Here is a 26,937-nt window from a genome sequence, read left to right as displayed (position 1 = left end):
ACAACAAAAACAATATCATTCATTCAGCTTCAGTTAAGATTAAAGCAATATTGCCGGTTTTTTGTTCCATTAACAGGGTTTGTTGCTTTAATTATACATTCAATTTAAGCATATTTTCTACATTAGCGCTATGAAGATTAAACCTGCACGCCGTGATTCCAGTGCCTGAGGTGTTGCTAAAGAGAGGATATAGCAGCACTTAACTGACAACAGTGCTGCTCTATCTGGCCATTGCCAAAGCGAATATGCAGAATCAGCTAATAACGTATAGCCTCAGCTGCGGCCATATTTATCTTCAAACCGCACAATATCATCTTCTCCCAGATAACTGCCTGACTGCACTTCAATCAGCTCTAGAGGAATTTTGCCGGGATTCTCCAATGAATGGATCACACCTACCGGAATATAGGTTGATTCATTTTCAGTCACCAAAAACTCATTGTCACCATTACGTACTAACGCTGAGCCACTGACAACGACCCAGTGTTCTGCACGATGATGATGCATTTGTACTGACAGTTTAGCGCCGGGTTTTACCGTAATATGTTTAACCTGATAACGTGTGCCATTATCTACCGAATCATATTTGCCCCATGGCCTGAATACTTCCCGGTGCAGATCCACTTCAGTGCGGCCATAACTTTGTAATTTAGCTACGATGTTTTTCACACCCTGAATATGTGTTTTACTGGCCACCAGAACTGCATCTTTAGTTTCAACCACCACGACATCGTCAAGGCCAATAACAGCCACCAGACGCTCTTCAGCATTCACATAGCTGTTTTGGCATTGTTCCAGCAGTACATCGCCACGACACGCATTACCCTGCTCATCTTTGGCCATCACCTCCCACAATGCATCCCAGCTGCCGACATCACTCCAGCCGGCATCAAGCGCGACCATAGCGGTATTGGCTGACTTTTCCATCACGGCATAGTCAATCGAGTCAGACGGGCTGGCACAGAATGCCGCTTTATCAAGCCGGATAAAATCTAAATCTCTGGCGGCATTTGCTAGGGCTTGCTCAGCGGCACTGATAATAGCCGGAGCATATTGCTTTAATTCAGCAAGAAAGCTGCTGGCTTTAAACAAAAACATACCGCTGTTCCAGAAGTACTCTCCAGAGTCGACAAACTGCCTGGCGGTGGCTAAATCCGGCTTTTCAAAGAACTTGGCCACCGCGGCAACTTCGGCTGGTAGGGTACTGTCAGCAATATCGGCACGGCGAATATAACCATAACCGGTATGGGCACTGGTAGGCACTATGCCAAAAGTAACCAGTTTGCCTTGCCTGGCGGCCGGTGCTGCCAGTTCCACCGCACGATGAAATGCCGGAATATCTTTAATAGCATGGTCGGCCGCAAGCACCAGCAGCAGTGGATCGTCGCCATCTGCTATAGCCTGCATAGCGGCAACCGCTATTGCCGGGGCCGTATTGCGCCCTACCGGCTCCAGCATGATTGTTGGCTGGCCTGCACTGAGCTCGCGCAGCTGCTCTGCTACCATAAAGCGGTGATCTTCATTACAGATCACCATGGGCGCTTGTAAACCCGCCAGGCCTTTTAGCCGCAAAATCGTATTTTGCAGCATACTTTTATCATTTAGCAGTGGTAGAAATTGTTTTGGCTTTTTTGCCCGCGATAAGGGCCACAACCTTGTGCCTGAGCCACCTGACAGTATTACGGGGATCATTTTTGCTTCCTTTTTTTGAACTTAGCGTTATAAAACAACTTTTGCCACAGTATAGCGAGATTGCTTTCATTTCGTCAGCCGCTGGCATTAACTTAATCTGCATGGTAAGTTTTCGTGCAATACAGTTTAATTTCAGCTGGTCGGTGCTCTAAAAGCGGGTAAGATCGGCTATCTTGTCGCGATTTTTCTGATCAGGGTAGGTTTATGCCAGATTTTAAACAGCTGTTTGTCAATAATAGAAATTGGGCAGACCGGATTGAAAAAGAACAACCGGGATTTTTTAAACAGTTATCCGAGCAACAAGCACCGGAATATCTGTGGATTGGTTGCTCTGACAGCCGCGTACCAGCCAATGAAATTGTAGGCCTGTTACCAGGCGAGTTATTTGTGCACCGCAATGTGGCTAATCTGGTATTGCATTCTGATATGAATTGCTTATCAGTGCTGCAATACGCTATTGATATTCTTAAAGTAAAACATATTTTAGTGGTTGGCCATTATGGTTGTGGTGGTGTTAAAGCTGCGATGACCAAGCAACGGGTTGGCTTTGTCGATAACTGGCTGCGTAATGTTAAAGATGTTTACTCTATGCACCGCGACGAGCTGGAGCAAGTTGCCGACGACAGTGAGCGGTTAAACCGGCTGATTGAGCTAAACGTGATGGAACAAGTACGTAACCTGTGCCACACCAGTTTTGTCCAGGAGGCCTGGGAGCGTGGCCAGCCATTAACCATTCATGGCTGGGTATATAGCTTGCGCAATGGCCGGGTAAAAGATTTACGTGTCAGTCACTCCTGCGCCGATAAAATTGACGATATTTATACGCTGGATCTGGCCGACTGCCATATCAGCGAAAAATAGCTATTTAAAAATAATTTGTTGCTGCGCCACTGGCTTATAGGTGGCGCGGTGGCCCTCTACCCAGCTGCCATTTTGCAAATAGTTTGATTTCACATCCAAAGTACCGTCAGGCATTATCCGGCTGAATGATTTTACTTCCGTAATACCATTCTGGTTATTTTGCACTTTTTCCTGCGCAATAATTTCTCCTACCTGTGTATCAAAGGTCATGGTGCCATGAGTATAAAAACCGGCAGTGGTAAAGTAGTAATACGCCAGGCTTTGCTGATTTTCATCCCAGAAAATAAAAGATTCGCCACCATACTGGCCATCATTAATGGAATGCACCGTTTTTATTGCCTGGCCATTTAGCGCCCTGCTCCACAATGAACGGTCAATTACCTTGGCATCGGCTCCTGGTTGGCTTAAGTCGCCTTGCCAGTGCTGGTTAAGGTATGGCCTTAATGGTTCAAGCTTTGGATGAAGCGCGACTTGTTCAGCCGCACACAATGCAGAAACACACAGTAACAGCATACTTAAAAAGATACGGCTCATATTGTATTACTCAGAAATGACTGTCAGCCAAGTATCAGAGAAAAGCCTACCAATGTAAAACCCACCGTTTACAGGATCACGGTTTTGTTGCCATGCACAAACACTCTGTCTTCCACCACCAGCTGTAATGCTTTACTCAGTGCTGCTTTTTCTACATCACGCCCGGCCCGGGCCATATCAGCAGCACTGAAATTATGATCCACCGGCGCAACCATTTGCTGAATGATCGGGCCTTCATCTAAGTGATCATTTACAAAGTGTGCCGTAGCACCAATAATTTTCACGCCGCGCTCAAATGCCTGTTGGTAAGGGTTAGCGCCAATAAACGCCGGTAAAAAGCTGTGGTGAATATTAATAATTTTTTCCGGAAACTGCGCGACAAAAGCCGGAGTTAAAATACGCATAAACTTAGCCAGCACCAGATATTCCGGTTGGTAAGGTTTTATTACTTCCAGTAAGGCAGCTTCATGCTCGGTGCGGCTTAAACCTTTATGGCAAACATGATGATAAGGTAAATCAAAACGGGCAGCCAGTTGCTCCAGCTCGGGGTAATTTCCCACTACAGCAGCAATATCCAGTGCCAGCGAGCCATCAAATACCTTGATTAAAATATCCCCCAGGCAATGCGCTTCTTTTGTTACCAGCACCACTACCCGCTTGGCACGTTGGCTAACCAGGCTGCGCTCTGAGCCCTGAGGTAAGGCCCGGTCTAAATCAAACAAAAAGGTAGCATCGTTAAATACGCCTTCGAGTTCAGTGCGCATATAGAACCGGCCGCTTACGGGGTCAACATACTCGGTATTGCGGATAATATTCAGCTGGTGTTTGTAGCAAATATTGGTGATCTGCGCGATAAGGCCTTTGGAGTCGGGGCATTCCGTTAATAAAATTTTGCGTTCCATATCTCACATCTGTTGTTTTTTATTCCTGCTGTTGTTTTACCGCATCTTGACCTGCAGCGTCAAAGACATTTAGACGTCCTGCTCAACTTGTTGTTTCGACAAAAAACCGCATAATACCCGCAGTCGCGTTTGATCAGTAAAGCTTTGGAGTATATGGCGTCTTATCAGTTTAATGTGGTGGGTTATATTCAATCGCCCTACAAGCAAAAATTTGCTATTCCGCGCCAGCCGGGGTTGATTCCGGAAGCAACCGGCTATCTGGTACTGGAAAGCGATTACAGCGATGACGCCATTTTGCGCGGTATCGACAGCTTTAGCCATTTATGGCTGCTGTTTGTGTTTCATGAAACAGCCGATAAAGGCTGGTCACCGATGGTACGTCCGCCACGCCTGGGTGGTAATACCCGCAAAGGCGTGTTTGCTACCCGTGCTACTTTCAGGCCCAACCCGATAGGGCTATCCGTAGTAAAGCTGGAAGGCGTTGAGCGCAAAAACGGTAAACTGATGCTGAAACTAAGCGGCATAGACCTTCTTGATGGCACCCCGGTGGTGGATATTAAACCCTATTTGCCATACTCCGACGCACTGCCTGACGCCGCAGGTGGTTTTGCCGACGCGGCACCAGAAACAGCCATGACGGTTAGTTTTAGTGAAGCCGCCAGCACATTTTGCCAAAAGCAAACCCAATATCCTGATTTACAAGTATTTATAGATAAAGTGTTAAAGCAAGACCCAAGACCGTCTTATAAAAAACAGCGCGACGGTGAACAAAGTTATGGTATGACACTGTATAACTACAATATTAAATGGACCGTGAACGGAGAACATAACCATGTTACTGAAATCCATCAGCTACCTGAGTAGTGTGGCAGCTGCAGCAACCTGTGTTGCCGTATCCGCAACATCCCTGCCCGATTTACCCGAACCGGTAAGCAATAACGCCGTTGCCAGCACCTCTGTGCGCGGTAAAACCTATATTGCCAGCTTTATGGGACTGGGCCCGGGCAAACAGCATGGCGACATTCATAATAAAGTGTGGATGCACACTGTAGGTGAATTTAACTGGCAAAGCCTGCCAGCGGTGCCCAGCACGCAAAAAATCAATGGTCGTATTGCCGCCAGTGCAGTGGCGCTAAACAGTAACTTTTTTGTTTTTGGTGGCTTTAGCGTCAATGCTGATGGCAGCGAAAGAACAGCGGTAGACAGTTATCGTATTGACCCGATCACCAAGCGCTACACCAAACTAAACGATATGCCGGTGCCGGTAGATGACGCCGTGGCGTTAACCTATCAGAACCGTTATATCTATCTGATAAGCGGCTGGAGCGATCATGGCAGTGTCAATTTAGTCCAGGTATTTGATAATTTTACCCAGCGCTGGTCGCAAGCGACACCGTTTCCAGGCAAGCCAGTATTTGGTTTAGCAGCCGCTATGGCAGACAACCAAATGTTGGTATGTGATGGGGTAGTATTAGAGTATTACGCCGATAAAAAGCGTGAGTATAAAAGTGAACCGGCTTGCTATTTAGGCACTGTAGGTAGTAATGCTAACCAGATCGACTGGCGGGTTATTGAGCATCCAACCGGTACCGCACGGTATCGCATGGCGGGCATTAATACCAAAGTGGATGGTAAAGATATGCTGGTGTTTATCGGCGGCAGCACGAACCCATACAATTACAATGGCGTTGGCTATAACGGCACAGCCTCAGAGCCCGATAGTAAAGTGTGGGTATTTTCTCCCGGGGAAAAACGCTGGCTAACAGCAGCAGATACTACGCCGGTAATGGATTTAAGAAGCCTGATAGAGATAGATGGCGAGGTGTACTCTGTCGGTGGTATGACAAGTGGCCAACAGGTTAGCGGCAAGCTGATTAAACACCCGATAAAACTCCAATAGAATTGCCTGTGCCGCCTTGCTAGAATGGCGGCAATTTTTTCAGTACCCATACGGAATTACGATGCGCAGCAGTCAGTACTTACTATCCACCATCAAAGAAACCCCGGCCGATGCCGAAGTTATCAGCCACAAGTTAATGTTGCGCGCTGGCATGATCCGCCGTGTTGCATCGGGCATGTATACCTACTTACCCACCGGCGTGCGGGTGCTGCGTAAAGTAGAACAAATTGTGCGTGAAGAGATGAACAAAGCCGGCGCGATTGAAGTACTGATGCCGATGGTGCAACCGGCAGAGCTGTGGCAGGAGTCTGGTCGCTGGGACAAAATGGATGCCGAGCTGCTGCGCTTTAAAGACCGACACACCCGCGACTTTGTTCTTGGGCCAACGCATGAAGAAGTGATTACAGATCTGGTTCGCCGCGAAATTACCAGCTATAAACAGCTGCCACTGAACCTGTATCAAATTCAGACTAAATTCCGGGATGAGCGCCGGCCACGCTTTGGTGTGATGCGCGCGCGCGAGTTTTTAATGAAAGACGCTTACTCCTTTCATTTAAGCCAGGACAGCCTGCAGCAAACCTACAATGCAATGTATCAGGCTTATTGTAATATTTTCAGCCGCTTAGGGTTAGACTTCCGGCCGGTACTGGCCGACACCGGCGCTATTGGCGGCAGTATGTCACATGAATTCCATGTGCTGGCAGCCTCAGGTGAAGATGCTATCGCGTTTTCAGATGAAAGCGATTATGCCGCCAATATCGAAATGGCCGAAGCTTTAGCACCACAGGGCGAACGTGCAGCTGCTACACAGGCTTTAGCAGAAGTGGCTACGCCTAATGCAAAAACCGTGGCCGATGTCGCAGCCTTGTTACAGCAGGATATGGCGCTGGTAAGCAAAACCCTGATTGTTTACGCCGCTAAAGCCGATGATAAAGCGCCACAAACACTGGTAGCACTGGTACTGCGTGGCGATCACGAGCTAAACGAAATCAAAGCCGAAAAACTGCCACAGGTACAAAGCCCGCTGGTATTTGCCAGCGAGGAAGAAATCCGTGCTGCTATTGGCGCTGCCCCTGGCTCACTGGGCCCGGTTGGCATGCCCATTCCGGTTATTGTTGATCGCAGCGCCGCTCACCTGAGCGACTTTATCTGCGGTGCCAATAAAGACGGTTATCACTTAACCGGCGTAAACTGGGAGCGTGATATTAAAGATTACAGCGTGGCAGATTTACGCAATATCGTTGAAGGTGATGCCAGCCCGTGCGGCAAAGGTAAACTGGTGGTAAAACGCGGTATTGAAGTCGGCCATATCTTCCAGTTAGGCGATCGCTACTCACAAGCACTGAAAGCTGGCGTGTTGAATGAAGAAGGCAAACACCAGATCATGACTATGGGCTGTTATGGTGTGGGTGTGTCACGTATTATCGCCGCGGCTATTGAGCAAAATAACGATGAATACGGCATTATCTGGCCTGATGCCATAGCGCCGTTTCAAATTGCCTTAATACCAATGAATATGCATAAATCAGTGCGCATTGAAGAAGCCACAGTGCGTTTATATAACGAGCTGACGGCAGCGGGCTTTGAAGTGCTGTTCGACGACCGTAAAGAGCGCCCCGGCGTAATGTTTGCTGATATGGAGCTGATGGGTATTCCGCATAGCATCGTTGTTGGTGAGCGTAACCTCGACAACCAGCAGGTGGAATACAAAAACCGCCGTAGCGGTGAGAAAGAAATGCTCGACATCTCTGCCGTAGTTGAAGCCATGGCGCATAAACTGGCGAAATAAACGCTGGTGTAAAAACAGAAAAGGCAGCGAGTTCGCTGCCTTTTGTTTTTAAATGTTGGCTGATTTTACATCCATCCGCTGATGAATTATCGCTATCACATCAATGCCGGTATCACCCGGCAGATAAAACACCCGATGTTGCAATATGCTGAAACTAAAATAGCCGGCCCGGACATCCTCCCGTCTGTTACCAAGCCCGGGATTATGTGCTAATTGGTTAAGGCAGTGAAACAACTGAGACAGATAACGATCCGCTTGCGCCTTGCCCCACTGCTCTGCGCTATACAACCATATTTGCTCCAAATCATCTTTGGCATGTTGCCTAAGCTGATAGCGCCGTTTCATTTACCGTATTTCTGCTGTAACTCGGCGACAAAACGCTGCTCATCGAAGTTATCTATCACAGGGCTTAACTCGGCAGCTTCCAGCTTACGCCGTAGCTGTGCTAGCTTAATTTCATCTTCTTCCAGCAAGCGCAACCCGGCGCGTACGACTTCGCTAACAGACTGATAGCGCCCCTGCTTCACACGCTCAGCAACAAAGTGATCAAAATGCTCGCCAAGGGTTACTGATGTATTACGTGCCATAATGCCTCCAATAAATTGTATTAAATATTAATACATAATCAGACTCCGGCAAACTTAACGATTAAAAAAGGCAGCCGAAGCTGCCCTTGCTCATACATCTGTTTATTTAAAACAGCAGGTTTTTACCAAAGAAAATCGTCGATACCGTATTGACAAAAATCACCGCCAGGATCAGCGGGATAAAGGTACCCAGCGAGAAGTTAACGTATTTTTGCAGTAAGGAACCGGCAAAAGTGCTGTTACCTTGGCTGATTTCAGCGTCCAGATTATGCTTCTTCCAGCGGTAAATGACGAACAGGCATAACAGGAAACCATTAAGCGGCAGTATGGTTTCGTAGAAGATGTCATACACCAGATCGAAAAATGACTTATTCACGCCACCGTAGCTTAGCAGGTTGCTAAACATTTCAACCCGGCCAAATGATAAAGCCGAAATAACCGATAACAGTATCATTACGGCACCTAACGAATACAAGGCTGTACGCCGGCTTACGCCTTTACCGTCCATTAAACTGGCCACCGGCACTTCAATAATTGATACCAGGGATGTTAGTGCAGCAAAAAATACCAGTAGAAAGAAGAACCCGGCAATAAAGCTGGCACCGAAATAACCAATATCGGCCTGCATGGCTAAAAAGATTTTTGGTAAAAAGGTGAAAATCATACTGATGCTGGATTCAGACAAGGTACTTAACTGGATGTCAGGATTAAACGAAAATACTGCAGGCAAAATCAGTAAACCCGAACAGCACGCCACCAACACCGACAACCCCGCCACCATTTTACCGGCATGCACAATATTATTGTTTTTCTGAATGTACGAGCCGTAAGTAATTAAGATACCCATGGCCAGTGACAACGAGAAAAACGCCTGCGCCAGAGCACCGTTTAACACCTTGCCAGTCAGTTTATCGAACTCGGGGATCAGAAAGAACTTAACGCCCAGCATGGCGTTGTCCAGTGTCATTACGTAAATCACCAGCGCAATCAGCATTATAAACAGCATTGGCATTAATATACGTGATGCTTTTTCTATGCCTTGCTTTACGCCGCCTTGCAGAATTAAGAACGTCAGACCAATCACCACAACCATATAGACAAACAACTCATTGCTGTTAATAAACACACCAAAGCTGTCTGGCCCGGCAAGCTCGTTCAGTTGCCCCATGATCGATTTAGCCAGATAACCAAAAATCCATACCGTGATCACCAGATAAAACACGCCAATCATAAAAGGCGTAATAACTGACATCCAGCCAACAGTGCGCCAGGCACGGTTTTGGCCAATTTCAGTGTAGGCACCCAGCGGATTTTGTCGCGTATGACGGCCTAAGCTCATCTCGGCCAGCATGACCGGCAAGCAGATAAAGAAGACGAAAAAGGCATACATGATTAAAAAGGCGGCGCCGCCGTTTTTACTGGCCATCACCGGAAAGGCGACCAGATTACCAATACCTACGGCTGAACCGGCTGCTGCCAGCACAAAGCCCAGGCTTGAGCTGAATTGTTCACGTTTCATTGCTACGCGGACTCCCTGAATTTTTCTTATTAGAATACCGGGGCTTTGCCCGGTTATTGTTATAGCGCTCTGCATGCTAACAGGCTGTTGCAGCAAATCCTAGCCTGTACTGCTCCGATGCGTTCAATGTCGTTGGAACAACGTTCAGGATCTGCTAAGGTGCGCCAGTTAAAATCAGCGCTGCAGAAGGACTTTCCCATGTTTTATATGATTTACTCTGAAGATGTTGCCAGCAGTTTAGATAAGCGTTTGGCTACCCGCCCGGCACACCTGGCCCGTTTAGAGCAGCTAAAAGCTGAAGGCCGCCTGTTATTAGCCGGGCCTTTACCTTCCATTGACAGCCTGGACCCAGGCAGTGCAGGCTTTAGCGGCTCATTAGTGGTAGCAGAATTTGCGTCTTTAACGGATGCACAGCACTGGGCAGATGCCGATCCTTATCTGGCAGCAGGCGTTTACGCCCGGTCAACGGTTAAACCTTTTAAGAAAGTTCTGCCTTAAGGCCAACATTACAAGGAGACTGGTATGAGCCATATTTTACTAACCGGTGGTGCTGGCTATATTGGCAGCCACACCGCGCTGGAACTGCTGAACGCTGGTTATAAAGTGCTGAGCTTTGACAACTTCAGCAATAGCTCAGACGCGGCTTTACACCGGGTAGAGCAGCTTAGCGGCAAAAGTATTACCAGTATTACCGGTGATATCCGTGATGAGCAGGCACTGCGCCAGCTGTTTACCGACTACAAGATCAGCGCTGTAATACACTTTGCCGGATTAAAAGCGGTGGGTGAATCTACCCAGATACCGCTACATTATTACGACAACAATGTTGCCGGCACTGTTACCTTGTGCCGTGTTATGCGCGATTTTGCGGTGAAAAAACTGGTGTTTAGTTCATCTGCTACCGTATACGGCGATGCTAAACAAGTGCCCATCCCGGAAACAGCAGCGCGCTCAGCCACTAACCCTTATGGCCAGAGTAAGCTGATGATCGAGCATATTCTGGAAGATTTAGTTCGCGCCGAGCCCGACTGGGGCATTACCCTGTTACGTTACTTTAACCCGGTGGGGGCGCACGACAGCGGCCGTATCGGTGAAGACCCTAACGGTATTCCAAATAACCTGATGCCGTTTATCTCTCAGGTCGCCGTGGGTAAGCGCGACAAACTCAGTGTATTTGGTGATGACTATTCAACCCATGACGGCACCGGCGTGCGTGATTATATTCATGTAGTTGATTTGGCCCGCGGCCATGTTAAAGCGCTGCAGTATCTTGAACAGCATAATGGCATTGAAGCAATAAACCTCGGTACCGGCACCGGTTACAGTGTGCTGGATATGGTAAAAGCTTTTAGCCAGGTGAACAACGTAGCAGTGCCATACCAGATAGCGCCGCGCCGCGCCGGTGATATAGCGGTATGCTACGCCGAGCCAACTAAAGCTAAAATGCTGCTGGGTTGGCAGGCAGAAAAAACACTGGATGATATGGTCGGTGACAGCTGGCGCTGGCAGTCGGCTAACCCTAATGGCTATAAAGGCTAGCTGATTAGCCCAAGCTCCAGTGCCAGCAATACGGCCCGGGTGCGATCCCGCACTCCTAGTTTGGCAAGAATGGCTGAGCACTGGTTTTTTACTGTACCTTCCGATTTATAAAGCGCGGCGGCAATTTCTTTATTGCTGTAACCCGCCGCCATTAATTGCAGAATCTCTAACTCTTTATCACTTAGTGGTTCCAGTTGTACCGGCATAGTAAAGCTGGTTTTATTGCCACGCACGCTGCCCAGCAGGCGCTCAGTAATATTGGGCGCAAACCAGCTACCGCCAGCCGCTAAAGTGGCTATGGCCTGCACTAAGGTGTCCAGTGATACATCTTTTAATAAAAAGCCACGAGCACCCAGTGCAATACTTTTTAATACCAGCTCGTGTTCATCAAAAGTGGTAAGAATTAACACCGGGATGTTAATATCAGCCTGTTGTAAGGCAGCCAGTGTTTGCACCCCATTCATCACCGGCATTGATAAATCCAGCAAAACGACGTGGGGTTGTAGCGCTATACAGGCGTTCACTACACCAGAGCCATCTGCGCACTCACCCACAACTTCTACTTTGCCCGATAACGCCAGCAGGCTGGTTATGCCATCACGGATCAATTTCTGATCGTCTACCAACAAGACCTTATGCATTATCACCCTCAATATAAGGCAGCGTTATAGTAAGCTGAATGGCCTGCTGCTGTTTACCCAGTTGCAAGTGCCCGCCACACTCGGCCAGCCGCTCTTGCATACCTTTAATGCCATTGCCCGGCTGCCAGTGTGGCGCCAAACTGCCGTTATCATAAATAACCAGCTGTAACTGCTGCAGTTTTACACTGGCAATAAGATAGATCTGGCTGGCACCGCTATGCTTCAGGCTGTTACTGATAGCTTCTTGTACCATGCACAGTAAATGCTGTGCCTGATGTAAATCATTAAGCATAATGTCGGGTGGGATCTGCAGCTTTACTCCAAGCCGCTCTGGCAACAGAGCAAGCAACGGTGTTATTGCATCCAGCAAGGTGACACCGGCATACTGGCGCATGGTGCTTACCGCCTCTCTTACGTCTGAAAGCAATAGTTTTGCCAGTTGATGGCATTTATCCACCTGTATCTTGGCTTTGCCCTGCGTGATATGGCTGGCTACCTGCAGCTGGATGGTTAGCGCAGTTAAATGGTGCCCTACCACATCGTGCAAGTTACGGGCAATACGGGTGCGTTCACTCTGGCGTGAGGCAGCTTGTAGTAACTGCTGAGTTGCCTGCAGTTGCTGATGCTTTTGCTCCAGCTCTTCTTTGGCCTTTTCGGCATCGCGGGTGCTGCTTTGCACTAACACGGCAAACAGATGGAAACTGCCGTACAGCAAGGCAGTGATCCACACAGTATTGCCACTTTGCCAGGCAACGATAATAAACCAGCTCACCACAACGATTATCACAATCAGCATAGCCTGCACGGTACGCATCACAAAAGGCAGCATCGCCGCCCAGATCACGGTCAGAATCGGCAAAAATTCAAAATACCGCCCAGGTAACAGGCACAGCAGTGCAAATGCCAATAGTAGCTGTAGTATCAATAGTGGCGGGCCAAAACGGCCACGTAGGCCAAAGTCAGACTGTTCACGCGTAAGCACTATAAACAAGCCGCCGTAAATCAGAAACAACAAATGAATCAGCCACTGGCTTTGGCCGGGCTGAACCCTTTGCAAAATAAAAATACTGATGCCATACACCATTAGCCAGGTCAGGACACCCGCAAGCGCGGCAAAATCAAATTTTGTTTTCATAGCGTCATTATGCGCAGCTTCAAACCAACTGCAATAGGCCAAAAGTCATATTAAAAAGTCCTGACTTTTGGCACCTGTGCCGGGGTAGCTGCAGCGTTATGCTGCATCAACCAACCAAGGAGGATGACCATGTCACTTATTCATACCACACTGCTATATCTGCATATTGCGCTGGGTGCCGTTGCCTTGCTGCTATACTGGCTGCCGGTTATCGCCCGTAAAGGCAGTAAGCTGCATATTAACGCTGGCAAAGTGTTTTATTATCTTATGCTTATTGTTTCCGGCTCAGGCATAGTAATGAGTCTGATGGGTTTATATGACCCTGTCGGTATTTACACCGCCGGCAAGCAAATGACCGCTGCGCAAATTGAACGCATGTTGGTATGGCGTATTCCGCTATCGCAGTTTTTACTTCTGCTAAGCTTACTTACCTGGGTTACCGTACGCCATGCTATTGGCGTGCTGCATGCCAAAACCGATCGCAGTATGCTACGCCGCTGGTTTTATCAAGGCCCCGTGTTGGTATTGTTCCCGACAGCATTGTATGTGGCGTATCAGGGCATAACAGTGGGCATGCCGCTATTGGTCATTTTTGCTGTAGTCAGCCTGGTTACCGCCAGCACCATCAGCCTTTATGTCTATAAAAAAGAAATAAAACCGCGTGCCTGGATTATTGAACATTTTAGTAGCATGGTAGGTAGCGGCATTGCTGTTTACACCGCGTTTTTTGCTGCAGGTGGCCGCCGTATGCTGTCACAATGGCTACCCGAACAATGGCAACTGGTTAGCTGGCTGGCGGCACCCGTTATTGGTGTAACCGCCATGATCCTGCTTACCGGTTATTACAAGCGCAAATACAAAGTGCTGCCCAACAAGGCTTTACAACAGCATTGAAGCTGGCTTAATGTCCTGCTTAGCCCAACACAGGACAGCGCACAACATGACGATACAAAATGCCGCAGTACAAAATAAAGTGATCTGGATCACCGGCGCCTCCGGTGGTATTGGCGAGGCGCTGGCACGTGAGCTGGCAGCAGACGGCGCCAGACTTATTCTTAGTGCCCGCCGAAAATCAGAGCTGGAACGGGTGCGCGCCAGCTTAGCTAATAGCACTCAGCATTTGCTACTGCCGCTGGATATTACCGACAGTGCTGCCGTTACTTTAGCCCTTCACACCATAAAGCAGCAGATTGGCGGCCTGGACTGGTTAATTAATAATGCCGGCATCAGCCAGCGGGCACTGATTACAGATACCACAAGCGATACCGACCGCAAGCTGTTTGAGGTGGATTATTTTGCCCAGATTAATTTAACCCGTCAGGCATTACCGCTGCTATTGACCGACGGCAGTGGCAAGGTGGTATTTGTGTCGTCGGTTGCGGGCCTGGTTGGCACCCAATATCGCGGCAGTTATTCTGCTGCCAAAGCAGCCCTGCATTTATGGGCCAATAGCCTGCGCGCCGAAATGTTCCAACAAGGCTTAACTGTGGCCACTATCTTCCCAGGCTTTGTTAAAACCGACGTATCGCGCAATGCCCTAACCGGCGATGGCAGTGCTCTTGGCCAGATGGATGACGCCCAGGCCAATGCCATGAGCGCAGAAGCCTTTGCCGGACAAGCGGTAAAAGCGCTGCTAAAAGGTAAAAACTATATTGTGATAGGCGGCCTAAAAGAGCGCTTAGCCGCGCTGGCGTCCAGGCTATCGCCGGAGCTGCTGTATAAAATGATACGTAAAAGTAAGGTACGGTGAAACCTAACAACATACTTATACGGCCACCATCAAAAATTTGGAAAGATAAAATTAAATATTAATAAATAACCCATTTACAATAAAGCACCTATTATTTAGACTGCAAAAATAGGAATACTTAATAATAGAAGGAAATGTAGATGCTCAGAGTTATTGCAGCCTGCATGCTGATTACTATGCTTTCAGCTTGCTCAACAGTTACAGTTCATCCACAAAACACGGCGAAACTATCCTCTGAACCAACTTATAAAGATTCAAAACCTTTCTATTTGTGGGGCTTGATTGGTGAGCACCATGTCGATGTCAGTACTATTTGTAAAGGTGAAGAGCCTGCACAAATGCAAACTCAACAAACCTTTACTGACGGTTTACTGGGAGTTGTAACCCTTGGGATTTATCTGCCACATACAGCCAAAGTCTGGTGCTAACAAGGAGTCAGTTATGAATATAAAAGCAGGATTAACAGGCTTCGCATGTTTAGTAATCATGGCCTGTAGCACGATACATTTTGATCGAAATACCGCTTCGACAGCAGAAGCTAAAACCCACCAGCAATGGCACCACAATTTTGTTTTTGCTTTGTATGAAGGTAGTAAACCAGTGAATCTGGTCGAGATTTGTCCACAAAATAGCTGGCAATCAGTTAAAACTGAAGTATCCTTCCTCAATGTTTTAGCAGCAGTACCAGCGAATTATTTCGCTCCAATCTGGTATCCGCAGACCGTCGATATCAGTTGTGCTGTAGCTACTGACAATAGCTCAAATTGATATTGCCACATTAATTATCAGGTTCACACTAAACAAACAACAAGCGTTTCCTCATTCCATGTCGGAAAGCTTGTTGATTTTGATGTTTATGAATTAACCTCTGCCTTCGCGGCTGGGCTTTTTGCCGTTGGGCTGGCGTTGTGGTTTGCCCTTCGGTGCTGCCGGGCCTCTGCGCCCTGCTGGCTTGGCGCCATCCGGTTTTGCTGGCCGGGCTTCGGTTGGTTTGCGCTCTTTTGGCGCACGCTCCGGTGTTTTGGCGGCGATATCGTGCTTGCGCACGGCACGCTTCATGCTGGCCATACGGCGACGGCGTTCGTCTCTGTCTTCCGGTTTAACCAGCGTTGCCACTTCCGGCGCCAAGCTGACTAACTTGCGCAGGTAGTTTACGTCTTCCAGCGGGTATTCGGCATAGCCACCAGCAGGTAAGTGTTTTGGCAGCAGTAAATCGCCATAGCGCACCCGAATAAGGCGGCTGACTACCGCACCTTGCGATTCCCACATCCGGCGCACTTCACGGTTACGGCCTTCAGTTAGTACCACATGGAACCAGCGGTTAATGCCTTCGCCTGGCAGAGCTTTGATTTTTTTGAAGTTAGCTTTGCCGTCTTCCAACTCAACGCCGGTGCGCAGGCGCTGGATCATCGCATCGTTCACATCACCAAATACCCGTACGGCGTATTCACGCTCTACTTCAAATTTGGGGTGCATCAGGCGGTTGGCCAGTTCACCGTCAGTGGTAAACAGCAGTAAGCCTGAGGTATTAATATCGAGACGGCCAATGGCAATCCAGCGTGCGCCTTTAATATTCGGCAGGCGCGAGAATACAGTCGGCCGACCTTCCGGATCGGTGCGCGAACAAATTTCGCCTTCCGGCTTGTGATACGCCAGTACGCGGCAAATTTGCTCGGCTTCGCTGGCAATTTGTACCGGGTGGCCGTCTACCCGCACCTGTTGGGTGGGGCTGATACGGTCGCCTAACGTTGCCGGTTTACCATCTACGGTAACCCTGCCGCCGCTTATCCACTCTTCCATTTCGCGGCGTGAGCCTACGCCGGCGCGGGCCAATACTTTTTGTAGCTTTTCACTTGCGATTTTTTCACTCATTAGTGCATTTCTCCTGTCGTCACGACGGTGTCAGCCAGATCCAGGCTAATGGCCTGAAATTCCGGCAAAGGGGGTAACTGGTTTAAATGTTTTAAACCAAAGTAATCTAAAAATTCTTTTGTAGTGGCGTATAAACCCGGCCGGCCCGGTACTTCTTTATGGCCGACCACCTTAACCCAGTTACGATCGAGTAAGGTGCGCATAATCTGGCTGCTTACCGACACGCCACGGATATCTTCTATCTCACCACGGGTTATCGGTTGACGGTAGGCTATCAGCGCCAGGGTTTCCAGCACAGCACGCGAATAACGCGGCGAGCGCTCTGGCCAAAGCCTGGCTAAATAGTCACTCAGCTCCGGTTTGGTAATAAAACGATAGCCTGATGCCGTTTCACTTAAGGTAATACCGCGCCCGGCATAATCCTGCACCAACCGCGCTAAAGTATCAGCTAAACGCTTTTTGCTGACATTAAAGCCATCCAGCACTGTGCTTTGTAAATCATCGCTGTTAAGTGGCTTATCAGCAGCAAAAATAGCGGCCTCTACGAACTGCATTAACTGCACGTCATTAATTTTGCCGGCCATTATGCCTCACCTGCTTTAAGTTTGACATGAATTTGGCCGTAGGCTTCCACCTGAATAATGTCTACCAGCTTTTCTTTGGTCAGCTCCAGCATGGCTAAAAAGGTAACCACAACCCCTTCGCGGCCTTCTGTTACGTCAAAACAGCTGGAAAACGCCAGATAGCCATTGTGTTGGCTAAGCAAATCCAGAATACGGCTCATCCGTTCACGGGTAGATAAATGCTCGCGCTTAATATGATGATGCTGAAAGTCTTTCGCCCGTTTTACGATGTCTTTTAACGCCAGCGTAAGCTCGGCTAAATCGACCTCCGGTAAAATCAGCAGTGGCGCAAAGTTATCTGCCAACACCGCATTGGCAGTAAAATGATCACGCTCATCGCGTGGCAGGCTGTCCAGCTCTGTCGCGGCTTGCTTAAATACTTCGTATTCCTGCAAGCGGCGGATAAGCTCGGCGCGCGGATCGGCCTCTTCGTCTTCTACTTCACTGTGCCGCGGCAACAATAAGCGTGATTTAATCTCAGCCAGCATCGCTGCCATCACTAAATATTCCGCCGCCAGTTCAAAATTCATTCCCTGCATCAGGTCTATGTATTCCATATACTGCAGGGTAATTTCGTTTACCGGTAAATCGACAATATCAAACTTATGCTTGCGGATTAAATACAGCAGAAAATCCAGCGGGCCTTCAAAGGCATCAAGCAGAATTTCCAGCGCGTCTGGCGGAATATATAAATCTTCCGGCCGCTCCAGCACCGCCTCGCCACGTACAAATGCCAGCGGCAACGGCTGTTGTATGGTTAAGCTATCTGGCAGCAGATCTGTCAAGCTGGCGCGCTCTGGCAACGATTTTAGCGAAACGGAGCCGGGTCGCCACGGCCTTCGCGCAGTATCACCGGTTCATCATCCGATAAATCTATTACCGTGGTTGGCGCTTCACCAATCACGCCGCCGTGCATAATCAGGTCGACCTGTTTCTCCAGCCTGGCGCGCATTTCTTCCGGGTCGCTTTCAGCAAATTCTTCACCCGGCAAAATCAAACTGGTGCTAAGTAACGGCTCGCCTAATTCTTCCAACAGTGCCTGGGCAATTTTGTTTTCCGGAATACGCAGACCAATGGTTTTCTTTTTCTCGTTTAACAAACGTTTTGGTACTTCTTTGGTGCCGCGCAAAATAAAAGTATAAGCGCCGGGCGTATTGTTTTTAATTAAGCGAAAGGCGCTGTTTTCTACTTTGGCATACACTGATAACTCGGATAAATCGCGGCATAACAGCGTAAAGTTATGATCAACATTTACCTGCCGGATTTGTAAAATACGCTCCATAGCGTTTTTATCACCTACGTGACACCCCAGCGCATAGCCGCTGTCAGTGGGATAAATAACCACGCCGCCCTGCTGAATAATCTGCACCGCTTGTTTAAGTAAACGCAACTGCGGTGTTTCCGGGTGAATATGAAAAAATTGACTCATTGTTATTCTTCTTACAGTAAATTATTAGGTTAGCCAGGCTGCACAGTTGCGGCTGTCAGTGGCCAGTTAGCCCAAACCGGTATTACATCGTCGGTTAAATATAGATTTTTTCCAATGTCATTCCAAGTTGTGACCTGATGAAAGTCAGAGCCAACCGACGCCGTTAAGCCATGTAGCTGACACAGTGCCCACAGTTCACGTTTTTGCACCGGCGTTTGCTGCGGCGAGATGACCTCTATGGCATCACCACCGGCAGCGGCAAACTGTTCGGCCAGCCGCTTTACCCATTTCGTTGTCAGCTTATATTTCAGCGGGTGCGCCAGTACGGCCACACCGCCGGCATCGTGGATCCATGCAATGGCCTCTGCCATTTCAACCCAGTTATTCGGTACATAGCCAATTTTGCCTCGGCCTAAGTACTTCTTAAATACGCCATCCATCGAACTGGCTTTGCCAATACTGACCAGATGGCGGGCAAAATGGGTGCGGGTTAACGCCGCACCGTTAGCCAGCTCAAGCACTGCCGGCAATACGTCAGGAATTTGGCTTTTCTCTAAACGCCGCGCCATTTCCTCTGCGCGCACTAACCTTGCCTGCTGCTGCGTGCCTAGGCGCTGTAAAAACTGTGGGCAATCTGGGTTGATATTTAAGCCCACGATATGAATTTCCAGTTGCTGCCAGGCGGTAGAAATTTCCACACCGTTTATCAGTTGCAGCGGTAATTGCAGCTGCGTAATAGCGTGTTGTGCCGCAGCTAAACCGGCCACCGTATCATGGTCGGTAATGGCCAGCGCATCCACGCCCTTCTCCACTGCACGCACTACCAATTCGGCAGGCGATAATACACCGTCAGAGCACAGGGTATGGCTGTGTAAATCAATTTTCATCGGCACCTCAATATAAGCTGGCTATTGTCTCACAGCAGCGATATATCACAAAATAAACTGAACTTAGTTCGCAGGCCCGGCGTAAGTGATGGCGTGTTGTCAAATAAACGGAAATATTATGTTTGGCTGGTTAAAATCGGATCCGGTAAAAAAACTGCGTAAAGCCTATGATCAAAAACTGGAGCAGGCAATGCATGCTCAGCGCAACGGCGATATGCGCTTATATGCTGATTTAACTGCCGAAAGCGAGGATATTTGGCAGAAAATTCAACAACTGGAAAAAACGGTTAACTAACACAGCGTTAAAAACTGCGGCCATCCGGCCGCTTATACGTTTTTAATTCTGTGTTATAACAAATAAGCACTTGACGCCAGCTACCGTTTTGCGGTTTTATGTGTGGCATAACAAACGAGGTTACTAAAGCTAATGCAATTTATCACAACCCTTAACCTGACTAACTGGTGGTGGCACATTCCCAACGGGCGTGTGTAGGCGTTGTATTAGCTTTAATTACCGAAGCCCGTTTCCACAAGAAGCGGGCTTTTTTTATGTGCCTGCAAAACTGTGTGAACCGGCTGAATAAAAAATTGTTTGACTAAATTTATGAATCATAAGGAAAAAGTAAAACATGATTTTTAGCCATATCACCGATACGCCGGGTGAAGTCGCCAGTATCGCCATGCAGTTGCCGTACCACAGCGATGCGCTGTCGTGCTACCGGCAGCTTACGGCACAAAGCCCGTATTCGTTGTTGTTAGAATCAGCCGAGATAGACAGCAAAGATAACTTAAAAAGCCTGCTGCTGGTTGATGCGGCGCTGCGGATAGAATGCAACGACCAAACGGTAGTGGTTAAAGCCGTTAGCAACAATGGCGCTGTTTTATTACCCTATCTGGCGGATAAACTCAGCACTAATGCAACGGTTGAGCAAACTAAAGACCAACTGCGTATTACGTATCAGCGGCCGGCATTATTGCTCGAAGAGAGTGAGCGGCTGTTAGCTGCTAACCCTTTTAGTGTGCTGCGTACCTTGCAATCTGAGCTTAAGTGCCAAAGCGATGAGCCATTCGCGGTATTTTTAGGCGGTGTAATCGGCTATGACATGGTGGCCACCGTTGAGCAGTTGCCAGAAGTGCCAACAGCGGAAAACCAATGCCCGGATTATGTGTTTTATCTGGCAGAAACGCTGTTAGTGCTGGATCACCAAAGCGGCCAGAGCCGGCTGGTCGGCAACGTGTTTTGTGGTGAGCAAGCGCCAGCCAACTGCTTTGTTATTGGTAAACGACTGGAGCAACTAAAGCAGTTGCTGCAAACTCCCGCTGTTGCTACCACGCCTGCGGCGGCAATAAATACTGAGGTGCAGGTCGATATCAGCGATGCCGATTTTGTCGCGCAAGTGGAAAAACTAAAACAGCATATTGTTGCTGGTGATATTTTTCAGATAGTGCCCTCACGCTGTTTTCGCCTGCCCTGCCCGGATCCGCTGGCGGCCTATGCCCGGTTAAAGCAGCAAAACCCCAGCCCTTATATGTTTTACTTAACAGATACCGCCTTTACCTTATTTGGCGCTTCGCCCGAGTCGGCGCTTAAGTTTGATGCTAAAAGCCGTCAGGTAGAAATTTACCCTATTGCCGGTACGCGGCGGCGTGGTTTTAAAAGCGACGGTAGCATAGATCGCGACCTGGACAGCCGCATTGAGCTGGAACTGCGCCAGGATGAGAAAGAAAAAGCCGAGCATTTAATGCTGGTCGATTTAGCCCGTAACGATGTAGCCCGTATCAGCGTGCCCGGCAGCCGTTATGTAAAAGAGCTGCTAAAAGTAGACCGTTACTCTTATGTCATGCACTTAGTCTCCCGCGTGGTCGGCACCTTAAAGCCTGAACTTGACGCGCTGCATGCCTACCAGGCCTGCATGAATATGGGCACCTTGGTTGGCGCGCCCAAAGTAAAAGCCGCTGAGCTTATTCGTGGTGTCGAGGGCAAACGCCGTGGCAGCTATGGCGGCGCCGTCGGTTATTTAGCAGGTAACGGTGATTTTGACAGCTGCATTGTGATCCGCTCGGCCTATGTCGCAGATAACACGGCTTATATTCAGGCCGGTGCAGGCGTGGTATTTGATTCGATAGCGCAGGCGGAAGCCGATGAAACCCGCAGCAAAGCCCAGGCGGTAATCAACGCCATAGTATCAGCGCATAGCTGCACCATAGTATCAGCGCATAACAGTGCAGCGAGGAGTAACTGATGGCCGTTATTTATTTACTCGACAATATCGACTCCTTTACCTACAACCTGGTCGATGAATTTGCCCAACTGGGCTACACGGTAAAGCTGTATCGCAACACCGTACCAGCTGACTATATTTACCGGCAAATGCAAAGCGAAGCAGAACCGGTGTTACTGGTACTTTCGCCTGGCCCGGGCAGCCCTGGCCAGGCCGGCTCTATGCCGGCACTGCTAAAACTGTGTGAAGCACAATTTCCGGTACTGGGCATATGTTTAGGCCATCAGGCAATAGTGGAACATTTTGGCGGTGTGGTCGGCCGCGCCGGTGAAACCGTACATGGCAAAACTGCCGCGATAACGCTGCATGACCATCCGTTATTTGCCGAACTACCTAATCCGTTTCTGGTGGCACGCTATCACTCGTTAATGGCCACCGAAATGCCCAACGCCTTAACCTTACTGGCCAATGACCGGCATATTCCGATGGCGGTAATTAACGAGGACAAACGCATGCTGGGGTTTCAGTTTCACCCCGAGTCTATCTTAACCACGCTGGGTAAACCCTTGTTAAAACACAGCATTGATTATTTATTGCGAGGCTGAAAATGACAGATCCGATATTAGCGGCAGTACAGCACAGCCTGAGTGGCCTGCCACTGAGTTTCAGCCAGGCCGAGCAGTTTTTTAGCGCAGTGGTAAAAGGCGGCGTTGAGCCGGTTCACCTGACGGCGCTGTTGGTCGCACTGAAAATGCGCGGCGAAACTGCCGATGAAATTGCCGGTGCCGCCAGCGCATTGCGCTCAGCAGCCACAAAATTCCCACAGTCGCTTGCCGGCAGTATCGACTGCTGCGGCACCGGTGGTGATGGCAGCAATACCATTAATATTTCTACCACAGCGGCGATTGTTGGCGCGGCTATGGGCTTAAAAGTGGTAAAACACGGTAACCGCAGCGTGTCATCACGCTCTGGCTCAGCTGATCTGTTAGAGCAATTGGGTGTTAATATTCAAATGCCGCCACAGCAAGCCGCATATGCCCTTGAGCAAGCTAACTGCAGCTTCTTATTTGCACCGCAATACCATGCCGGTATTAAACATGCGATGCCGGTGCGCAATGCGCTAAAAAGCCGTACGCTGTTTAACCTGTTAGGTCCGCTGGTAAACCCGGCTGCACCGGATTATCAGCTGCTGGGCGTTTACGATGCGAAACTGTGCCGCGTGATGGCGCAGGCACTGCAGCAACTTGGCGTAAAACGCGCATGGGTGGTGCATGGTAGTGGTTGTGACGAGGTGGCACTGCACGGCACAACCTACGTGTGTGAGCTGAAAGACGGCAAGCTAAACGAGTTTAGCCTGACACCGGATGACTTTGGCGTGGCACTTACTCCGTTGTCAGCACTGGCCGGTGGCGAGCCGGCCGAAAACGCTGCCGCTACGCTGGCCATTTTGCAGGGCGAAGGCCAATACGCCCATAAAGCGGCAGTGGCGATAAATGTGGCGGCAATGCTAAAAATTGCCGGCATGGGCGATGATTTAAAAATAAACACCCAAGCGGTGCTGGAACTATTAAGCAGCAATAAGGCTTTTTCTACCCTGTCGCAATTTAAACAACTAAGCCAAATCAAGGAGCCGGCACATGGCTGAGCAGATGCCGAATGTACTGGCAAAAATTATTGAGCATAAGCGCAGCGAAGTGGTGCAACTTAAACAGCAGCAACCGCTGGCCGCTTTTATCAACGACGTAAAACCCACTGAACGTGACTTTCTGGCGGCACTTAAACAACAAGGCCCGCGTTTTATTCTGGAGTGTAAAAAAGCCTCCCCATCAAAAGGCCTTATTCGCGCTGATTTTAACCTGCAGCAATTAGCACAGGTATATGGCCAGTACGCCGATTGTATTTCCGTACTTACCGATGAAAAGTTCTTTCAGGGCAAGTATGAGTATTTGCGCACTATGCGTAGCCTGGTAGACAAACCGCTGCTGCATAAAGACTTTATTATTGACAGTTACCAAGTTTATTTAGGCCGCCACTGCGGCGCCGATGCGGTGTTGTTAATGCTGTCAGTGTTGAATGACGAGGAGTATCGCCAGCTTGCAGCTACAGCCGCAGAGCTTAATATGACAGTGCTGACCGAAGTCAGTAACGAGGAAGAAACCCTGCGCGCTGTCGCGCTTAATGCTGAGCTTATCGGCATTAATAACCGCGATTTACGTGACTTAAGCACTAACTTAGATACCAGCTTTAATCTGGCCAAACTGATCCCAGCGGGCAGAACGGTAGTATCAGAGTCCGGTATTTACACTAACCAGCAGGTGCGGCATTTAGCCAGGGTGGCCGATGCGTTTTTAGTTGGCAGCTCATTAATGGCGCAAGCTGATTTAACTGCAGCTACGCGCAAACTGGTGCTGGGCGAGCATAAAATCTGTGGCTTAACACGGCAGGAAGATGCAGCCGCCGCTTATGCAGCCGGTGCTTATTATGGCGGCTTAATTTTTTATCCGCCATCAGCGCGCAACGTTACGCCTGAGCAAGCCGCGTTAGTGCAACAAGCTGCGCCTCTGAATTATGTCGGCGTGTTTGTTAATGCAGAAGCTACTGAGGTGGCTAAGCTGGCGCATAGCTTAGCGCTTAGCGCCGTGCAATTACATGGTGAGGAAGATGACAGCTATATCGCGGCGCTAAAACCGCTGTTGCTAGCGGATTGCCAGATTTGGAAAGCCTACCGGGTAAAAGAGGCGCTGCCTGCATTTACCGCTCTTGCTGATCGTATTTTGCTCGATGCTTATCATCCTACACAGCATGGCGGCAGCGGTATCAGCTTTAACTGGGCTTTATTAACTGAACAAAAAGCCGCTCAGCCGATTATGCTGGCCGGCGGCTTAAACAGCGATAACTGTCTTGCTGCCGCCAGATTGCCGGTAGCCGGGCTCGATTTCAATTCAGGGCTGGAAACTGCGCCTGGCATCAAAGATGCTGCAAAAATCCGCTCAGCCTTTTCACAATTACGGGAGTTTCACTATGAGTGAGCTAAAGCTTAATCCTTACTTTGGCCAGTATGGCGGCATGTTTGTGCCGCAACTATTGGTACCGGCATTAAAACAACTGGAACAAGCCTATGTCGATGCCTTAGAAGACCCTGCCTTTCATGCCGAGTTTCAACAGCTGTTAACTGAATACGCTGGCCGGCCGACGCCGCTGACGCTGTGTCGCAATATTTCGCCGAATCCGTTGGTAAAAATTTACTTAAAACGCGAAGACTTACTGCACGGCGGCGCGCACAAAACCAATCAGGTATTGGGCCAGGCTCTGCTGACCAAACGCATGGGCAAAAAAGAAGTGATCGCCGAAACCGGTGCCGGCCAGCATGGTGTCGCCACGGCATTAGCCTGTGCGCTACTGGGGCTGAAGTGCCGCATATATATGGGCGCTAAAGATATCGAGCGCCAGCAACCGAATGTGTTTCGCATGAAACTGATGGGCGCGACCGTTATTCCGGTGACCAGTGGCAGCGGCACCTTAAAAGATGCGGTAAACGAAGCGATGCGCGACTGGTCGGCAACCTATGATACCACCCACTATATGCTGGGTACTGCTGCCGGCCCGCATCCGTTTCCGACCATAGTGCGGGATTTTCAGAAGATGATTGGCGAAGAAGCCAAGCAACAAATTTTGAAAGCCGAAGGTAAATTGCCTGATGCAGTGATCGCCTGTGTTGGCGGTGGCTCTAATGCCATTGGTATGTTCGCTGATTTCATTGCCGAGGAAGGCGTAAAACTGATTGGCGTGGAACCCGGCGGTAAAGGCATTAACACCCATCAGCACGGCGCAGCGCTGTCTACCGGCAGCTATGGCATTTTGCACGGTGCCTATACCGCAATTATGCAAACCACTGACGGCCAGATTGAAGAATCCTATTCAATCTCGGCTGGCCTCGACTACCCGGCTGTTGGCCCGCAGCATACACATTTACAGCAAACCGGTCGCGCCGAATACGTGGCAATAAATGACGATGAAGCCTTAGCCGCATTCCAGCAACTGGCCAAAAGTGAAGGTATTATTCCGGCTTTGGAAAGCTCGCACGCGCTGGCTTATGCGCTGAAACTGGCGGCACAGGCGACAGAGCCAACGGTATTGCTGGTGAACTTATCCGGCCGTGGCGATAAAGACTTAGCCCACGTACACAGCGTATTAGCAGGAGGCAGCCTATGAAGCGCTATCAGCAGATGTTTAACCGCTTAAGCAGCGAAGGCCGCGGTGCTTTTGTGCCTTTTGTGACTGTCGGCGACCCCACCGCAGAGTTATCGTTTGAGATCATTAAAACCCTGATAGACGCCGGTGCCGATGCCCTGGAGCTGGGTATTCCATTTTCCGACCCGATAGCCGATGGCCCGACGATTCAGGGCGCCAATATCCGCGCCCTTGCGGCGGGCGTAACCCCGGCCATCAGTTTTGATATTATCCATAAAATTCGTGCCTATCACGCCACCATTCCGATTGGTTTGTTGTTGTATTCCAATTTAGTTATGGCGCGTGGCATTGATGATTTTTATGCCAAAGCAGCTGCAGCCGGCGTGGATTCCGTATTAATTGCCGATGTGCCGCTGCACGAGAGCAAGCTGTTCCGCCAAAGTGCCGTTAAGCATGATATAGCACCGATTTTTATTGTGCCGCCAAATGTGGATGATGATGACCTGCGCCAGATTGCCTCTTATGGCCGCGGCTACACTTACCTGCTAAGCCGCGCCGGTGTAACCGGTGCTGAAACCGTGGCCACCATGCCAACCAGCGAACTGATTGCCCGTATTCGCAGCTATAACCCGGCGCCGCCACTACTGGGCTTTGGTATTTCTACCCCGGCGCATGTTAAAGATGCGATTCAAAGCGGTGCCGCCGGTGCTATCTCGGGCTCGGCCATTGTTAAGCTGATTGAGCAGCATCAAAACGAACCGGCCACCTTACTGGCGCAACTAAAACAGTTTGTCAGCAACATGAAAGCCGCTACCTGATACCGCCCCATCCCTTACACTAACAAACACGCCACCGCTTGCTGTG

30 protein-coding genes are annotated in these 26,937 nt (G+C 49.2%); 17 read left to right on the top strand and 13 right to left on the bottom strand.

The features are described from left to right. Positions 1-273: 273 nt before the first annotated feature. Complete coding sequence (locus tag AR688_RS04715; protein WP_068229797.1) at positions 274-1,692, bottom strand: mannose-1-phosphate guanylyltransferase/mannose-6-phosphate isomerase; 1,419 nt, start codon at positions 1,690-1,692, stop codon at positions 274-276. 204 nt (positions 1,693-1,896) lie between these two features. On the opposite strand from AR688_RS04715, the gene can reads away from it, so the two are divergent. Beyond that, positions 1,897-2,553, top strand: a complete 657-nt coding sequence (can, locus tag AR688_RS04710) for a carbonate dehydratase (protein WP_068229795.1) — start codon at positions 1,897-1,899, stop codon at positions 2,551-2,553. Here the strand turns inward: can and AR688_RS04705 are convergent, their stop codons facing one another. Both AR688_RS04705 and purU read right to left on the bottom strand, forming a co-directional pair. Next, positions 2,554-3,087, bottom strand: coding sequence for a hypothetical protein (locus AR688_RS04705; protein ID WP_068229793.1), 534 nt, complete (start codon positions 3,085-3,087; stop codon positions 2,554-2,556). It lies immediately after the preceding gene. A gap of 68 nt (positions 3,088-3,155) precedes the next feature. Further along, positions 3,156-3,989, bottom strand: coding sequence for a formyltetrahydrofolate deformylase (purU, locus tag AR688_RS04700; RefSeq protein ID WP_068229791.1), 834 nt, complete (start codon positions 3,987-3,989; stop codon positions 3,156-3,158). A 129-nt stretch (positions 3,990-4,118) separates the two neighbouring features. On the opposite strand from purU, the gene tsaA reads away from it, so the two are divergent. The 3 genes from tsaA (at position 4,119) to AR688_RS04685 (ending at position 7,678) form a co-directional block, all read left to right on the top strand. Then, the gene (tsaA, locus tag AR688_RS04695; RefSeq protein ID WP_231731960.1) at positions 4,119-4,853 is read left to right on the top strand and encodes a tRNA (N6-threonylcarbamoyladenosine(37)-N6)-methyltransferase TrmO; all 735 of its coding nucleotides are present in this window, start codon (positions 4,119-4,121) and stop codon (positions 4,851-4,853) included. Further along, positions 4,822-5,889 (top strand): Kelch repeat-containing protein, encoded by a 1,068-nt coding sequence (locus AR688_RS04690; protein WP_068229789.1) that lies wholly within the window; start codon positions 4,822-4,824, stop codon positions 5,887-5,889. The genes tsaA and AR688_RS04690 overlap by 32 nt, the downstream gene beginning before the upstream one ends. A gap of 61 nt (positions 5,890-5,950) precedes the next feature. Next, the gene (locus AR688_RS04685; protein WP_068229786.1) at positions 5,951-7,678 is read left to right on the top strand and encodes a proline--tRNA ligase; all 1,728 of its coding nucleotides are present in this window, start codon (positions 5,951-5,953) and stop codon (positions 7,676-7,678) included. A gap of 48 nt (positions 7,679-7,726) precedes the next feature. On the opposite strand, the gene AR688_RS04680 is transcribed toward AR688_RS04685, so the two are convergent. From AR688_RS04680 to AR688_RS04670, 3 genes are all read right to left on the bottom strand, one after another. Further along, complete coding sequence (locus AR688_RS04680) at positions 7,727-8,023, bottom strand: type II toxin-antitoxin system RelE/ParE family toxin (RefSeq protein WP_068229785.1); 297 nt, start codon at positions 8,021-8,023, stop codon at positions 7,727-7,729. Beyond that, positions 8,020-8,265, bottom strand: a complete 246-nt coding sequence (locus tag AR688_RS04675; RefSeq protein ID WP_068229784.1) for a type II toxin-antitoxin system ParD family antitoxin — start codon at positions 8,263-8,265, stop codon at positions 8,020-8,022. Before AR688_RS04675 ends, AR688_RS04680 begins: the two co-directional genes overlap by 4 nt. 106 nt (positions 8,266-8,371) lie before the next feature. Continuing rightward, entirely contained in the window at positions 8,372-9,784 is a 1,413-nt protein-coding gene (locus tag AR688_RS04670) for a sodium-dependent transporter (protein WP_068229781.1), read from the bottom strand. A gap of 198 nt (positions 9,785-9,982) precedes the next feature. On the opposite strand from AR688_RS04670, the gene AR688_RS04665 reads away from it, so the two are divergent. Then, positions 9,983-10,282: a YciI family protein gene (locus AR688_RS04665; protein WP_068231199.1), complete on the top strand. Its 300-nt coding sequence runs from the start codon at positions 9,983-9,985 to the stop codon at positions 10,280-10,282. 24 nt (positions 10,283-10,306) lie between these two features. Further along, positions 10,307-11,323, top strand: coding sequence for a UDP-glucose 4-epimerase GalE (gene galE, locus AR688_RS04660; protein WP_068229778.1), 1,017 nt, complete (start codon positions 10,307-10,309; stop codon positions 11,321-11,323). Here galE and AR688_RS04655 read toward each other — a convergent pair. After that, positions 11,320-11,964: a response regulator gene (locus tag AR688_RS04655; RefSeq protein ID WP_068229777.1), complete on the bottom strand. Its 645-nt coding sequence runs from the start codon at positions 11,962-11,964 to the stop codon at positions 11,320-11,322. The two genes, galE and AR688_RS04655, sit on opposite strands and share 4 nt — an antisense overlap. Continuing rightward, a complete protein-coding gene (locus tag AR688_RS04650) occupies positions 11,957-13,099 on the bottom strand; it encodes a sensor histidine kinase (RefSeq protein WP_068231196.1) in 1,143 nt (380 codons plus the stop codon). Before AR688_RS04650 ends, AR688_RS04655 begins: the two co-directional genes overlap by 8 nt. A 129-nt stretch (positions 13,100-13,228) precedes the next feature. Between AR688_RS04650 and AR688_RS04645 the strand changes: the two genes are divergently transcribed. The 4 genes from AR688_RS04645 (at position 13,229) to AR688_RS04630 (ending at position 15,617) form a co-directional block, all read left to right on the top strand. Beyond that, entirely contained in the window at positions 13,229-13,993 is a 765-nt protein-coding gene (locus AR688_RS04645) for a hypothetical protein (protein ID WP_068229776.1), read from the top strand. Between the two features lie 46 nt (positions 13,994-14,039). After that, positions 14,040-14,849 (top strand): SDR family NAD(P)-dependent oxidoreductase, encoded by an 810-nt coding sequence (locus tag AR688_RS04640; protein WP_068229773.1) that lies wholly within the window; start codon positions 14,040-14,042, stop codon positions 14,847-14,849. Positions 14,850-14,989: 140 nt separating this feature from the next. Continuing rightward, positions 14,990-15,277 (top strand): Bor family protein, encoded by a 288-nt coding sequence (locus tag AR688_RS04635; RefSeq protein WP_068229770.1) that lies wholly within the window; start codon positions 14,990-14,992, stop codon positions 15,275-15,277. A gap of 13 nt (positions 15,278-15,290) precedes the next feature. Beyond that, the gene (locus AR688_RS04630) at positions 15,291-15,617 is read left to right on the top strand and encodes a Bor/Iss family lipoprotein (protein ID WP_068229765.1); all 327 of its coding nucleotides are present in this window, start codon (positions 15,291-15,293) and stop codon (positions 15,615-15,617) included. A gap of 93 nt (positions 15,618-15,710) precedes the next feature. On the opposite strand, the gene rluB is transcribed toward AR688_RS04630, so the two are convergent. From rluB to rnm, 5 genes are read right to left on the bottom strand one after another with little or no spacing between them, the layout of a single operon-like run. Beyond that, positions 15,711-16,721: a 23S rRNA pseudouridine(2605) synthase RluB gene (rluB, locus tag AR688_RS04625; protein ID WP_068229764.1), complete on the bottom strand. Its 1,011-nt coding sequence runs from the start codon at positions 16,719-16,721 to the stop codon at positions 15,711-15,713. Further along, a complete protein-coding gene (gene scpB / locus AR688_RS04620; protein ID WP_068229762.1) occupies positions 16,721-17,305 on the bottom strand; it encodes an SMC-Scp complex subunit ScpB in 585 nt (194 codons plus the stop codon). Before scpB ends, rluB begins: the two co-directional genes overlap by 1 nt. Further along, positions 17,305-18,129 carry a segregation and condensation protein A gene (locus tag AR688_RS04615; RefSeq protein WP_068231193.1) on the bottom strand — a complete coding sequence of 275 codons (825 nt, stop codon included), beginning with the start codon at positions 18,127-18,129 and terminating at the stop codon, positions 17,305-17,307. Before AR688_RS04615 ends, scpB begins: the two co-directional genes overlap by 1 nt. Positions 18,130-18,152: 23 nt before the next feature. After that, entirely contained in the window at positions 18,153-18,773 is a 621-nt protein-coding gene (locus tag AR688_RS04610; RefSeq protein WP_068229759.1) for an L-threonylcarbamoyladenylate synthase, read from the bottom strand. 29 nt (positions 18,774-18,802) lie between these two features. Beyond that, positions 18,803-19,660 carry an RNase RNM gene (gene rnm / locus AR688_RS04605; RefSeq protein WP_068229757.1) on the bottom strand — a complete coding sequence of 286 codons (858 nt, stop codon included), beginning with the start codon at positions 19,658-19,660 and terminating at the stop codon, positions 18,803-18,805. A 118-nt stretch (positions 19,661-19,778) separates the two neighbouring features. Between rnm and AR688_RS20120 the strand changes: the two genes are divergently transcribed. From AR688_RS20120 to trpA, 7 genes are all read left to right on the top strand, one after another. Further along, entirely contained in the window at positions 19,779-19,955 is a 177-nt protein-coding gene (locus AR688_RS20120) for a DUF6435 family protein (protein WP_156420204.1), read from the top strand. A gap of 334 nt (positions 19,956-20,289) precedes the next feature. Beyond that, positions 20,290-21,903 (top strand): anthranilate synthase component 1, encoded by a 1,614-nt coding sequence (locus AR688_RS04600; protein ID WP_068229755.1) that lies wholly within the window; start codon positions 20,290-20,292, stop codon positions 21,901-21,903. Beyond that, positions 21,903-22,487: an aminodeoxychorismate/anthranilate synthase component II gene (locus tag AR688_RS04595; RefSeq protein WP_068229752.1), complete on the top strand. Its 585-nt coding sequence runs from the start codon at positions 21,903-21,905 to the stop codon at positions 22,485-22,487. Before AR688_RS04600 ends, AR688_RS04595 begins: the two co-directional genes overlap by 1 nt. Positions 22,488-22,489: 2 nt before the next feature. Continuing rightward, a complete protein-coding gene (gene trpD, locus AR688_RS04590) occupies positions 22,490-23,527 on the top strand; it encodes an anthranilate phosphoribosyltransferase (protein WP_068229749.1) in 1,038 nt (345 codons plus the stop codon). Continuing rightward, positions 23,520-24,911: a bifunctional indole-3-glycerol-phosphate synthase TrpC/phosphoribosylanthranilate isomerase TrpF gene (gene trpCF / locus AR688_RS04585; protein ID WP_082694673.1), complete on the top strand. Its 1,392-nt coding sequence runs from the start codon at positions 23,520-23,522 to the stop codon at positions 24,909-24,911. The genes trpD and trpCF overlap by 8 nt, the downstream gene beginning before the upstream one ends. Continuing rightward, positions 24,904-26,094, top strand: coding sequence for a tryptophan synthase subunit beta (gene trpB, locus AR688_RS04580; protein ID WP_068229747.1), 1,191 nt, complete (start codon positions 24,904-24,906; stop codon positions 26,092-26,094). Before trpCF ends, trpB begins: the two co-directional genes overlap by 8 nt. Then, the gene (gene trpA / locus AR688_RS04575; RefSeq protein WP_068229744.1) at positions 26,091-26,891 is read left to right on the top strand and encodes a tryptophan synthase subunit alpha; all 801 of its coding nucleotides are present in this window, start codon (positions 26,091-26,093) and stop codon (positions 26,889-26,891) included. Before trpB ends, trpA begins: the two co-directional genes overlap by 4 nt. Positions 26,892-26,937: the final 46 nt, after the last annotated feature.

This window comes from Rheinheimera sp. EpRS3 (genome assembly GCF_001513785.1).
Taxonomy (GTDB): domain Bacteria; phylum Pseudomonadota; class Gammaproteobacteria; order Enterobacterales; family Alteromonadaceae; genus Alishewanella.
The sequence above is the reverse complement of the archived record's forward strand: the minus strand, read 5'-3'. Positions and strand labels throughout refer to the sequence as shown.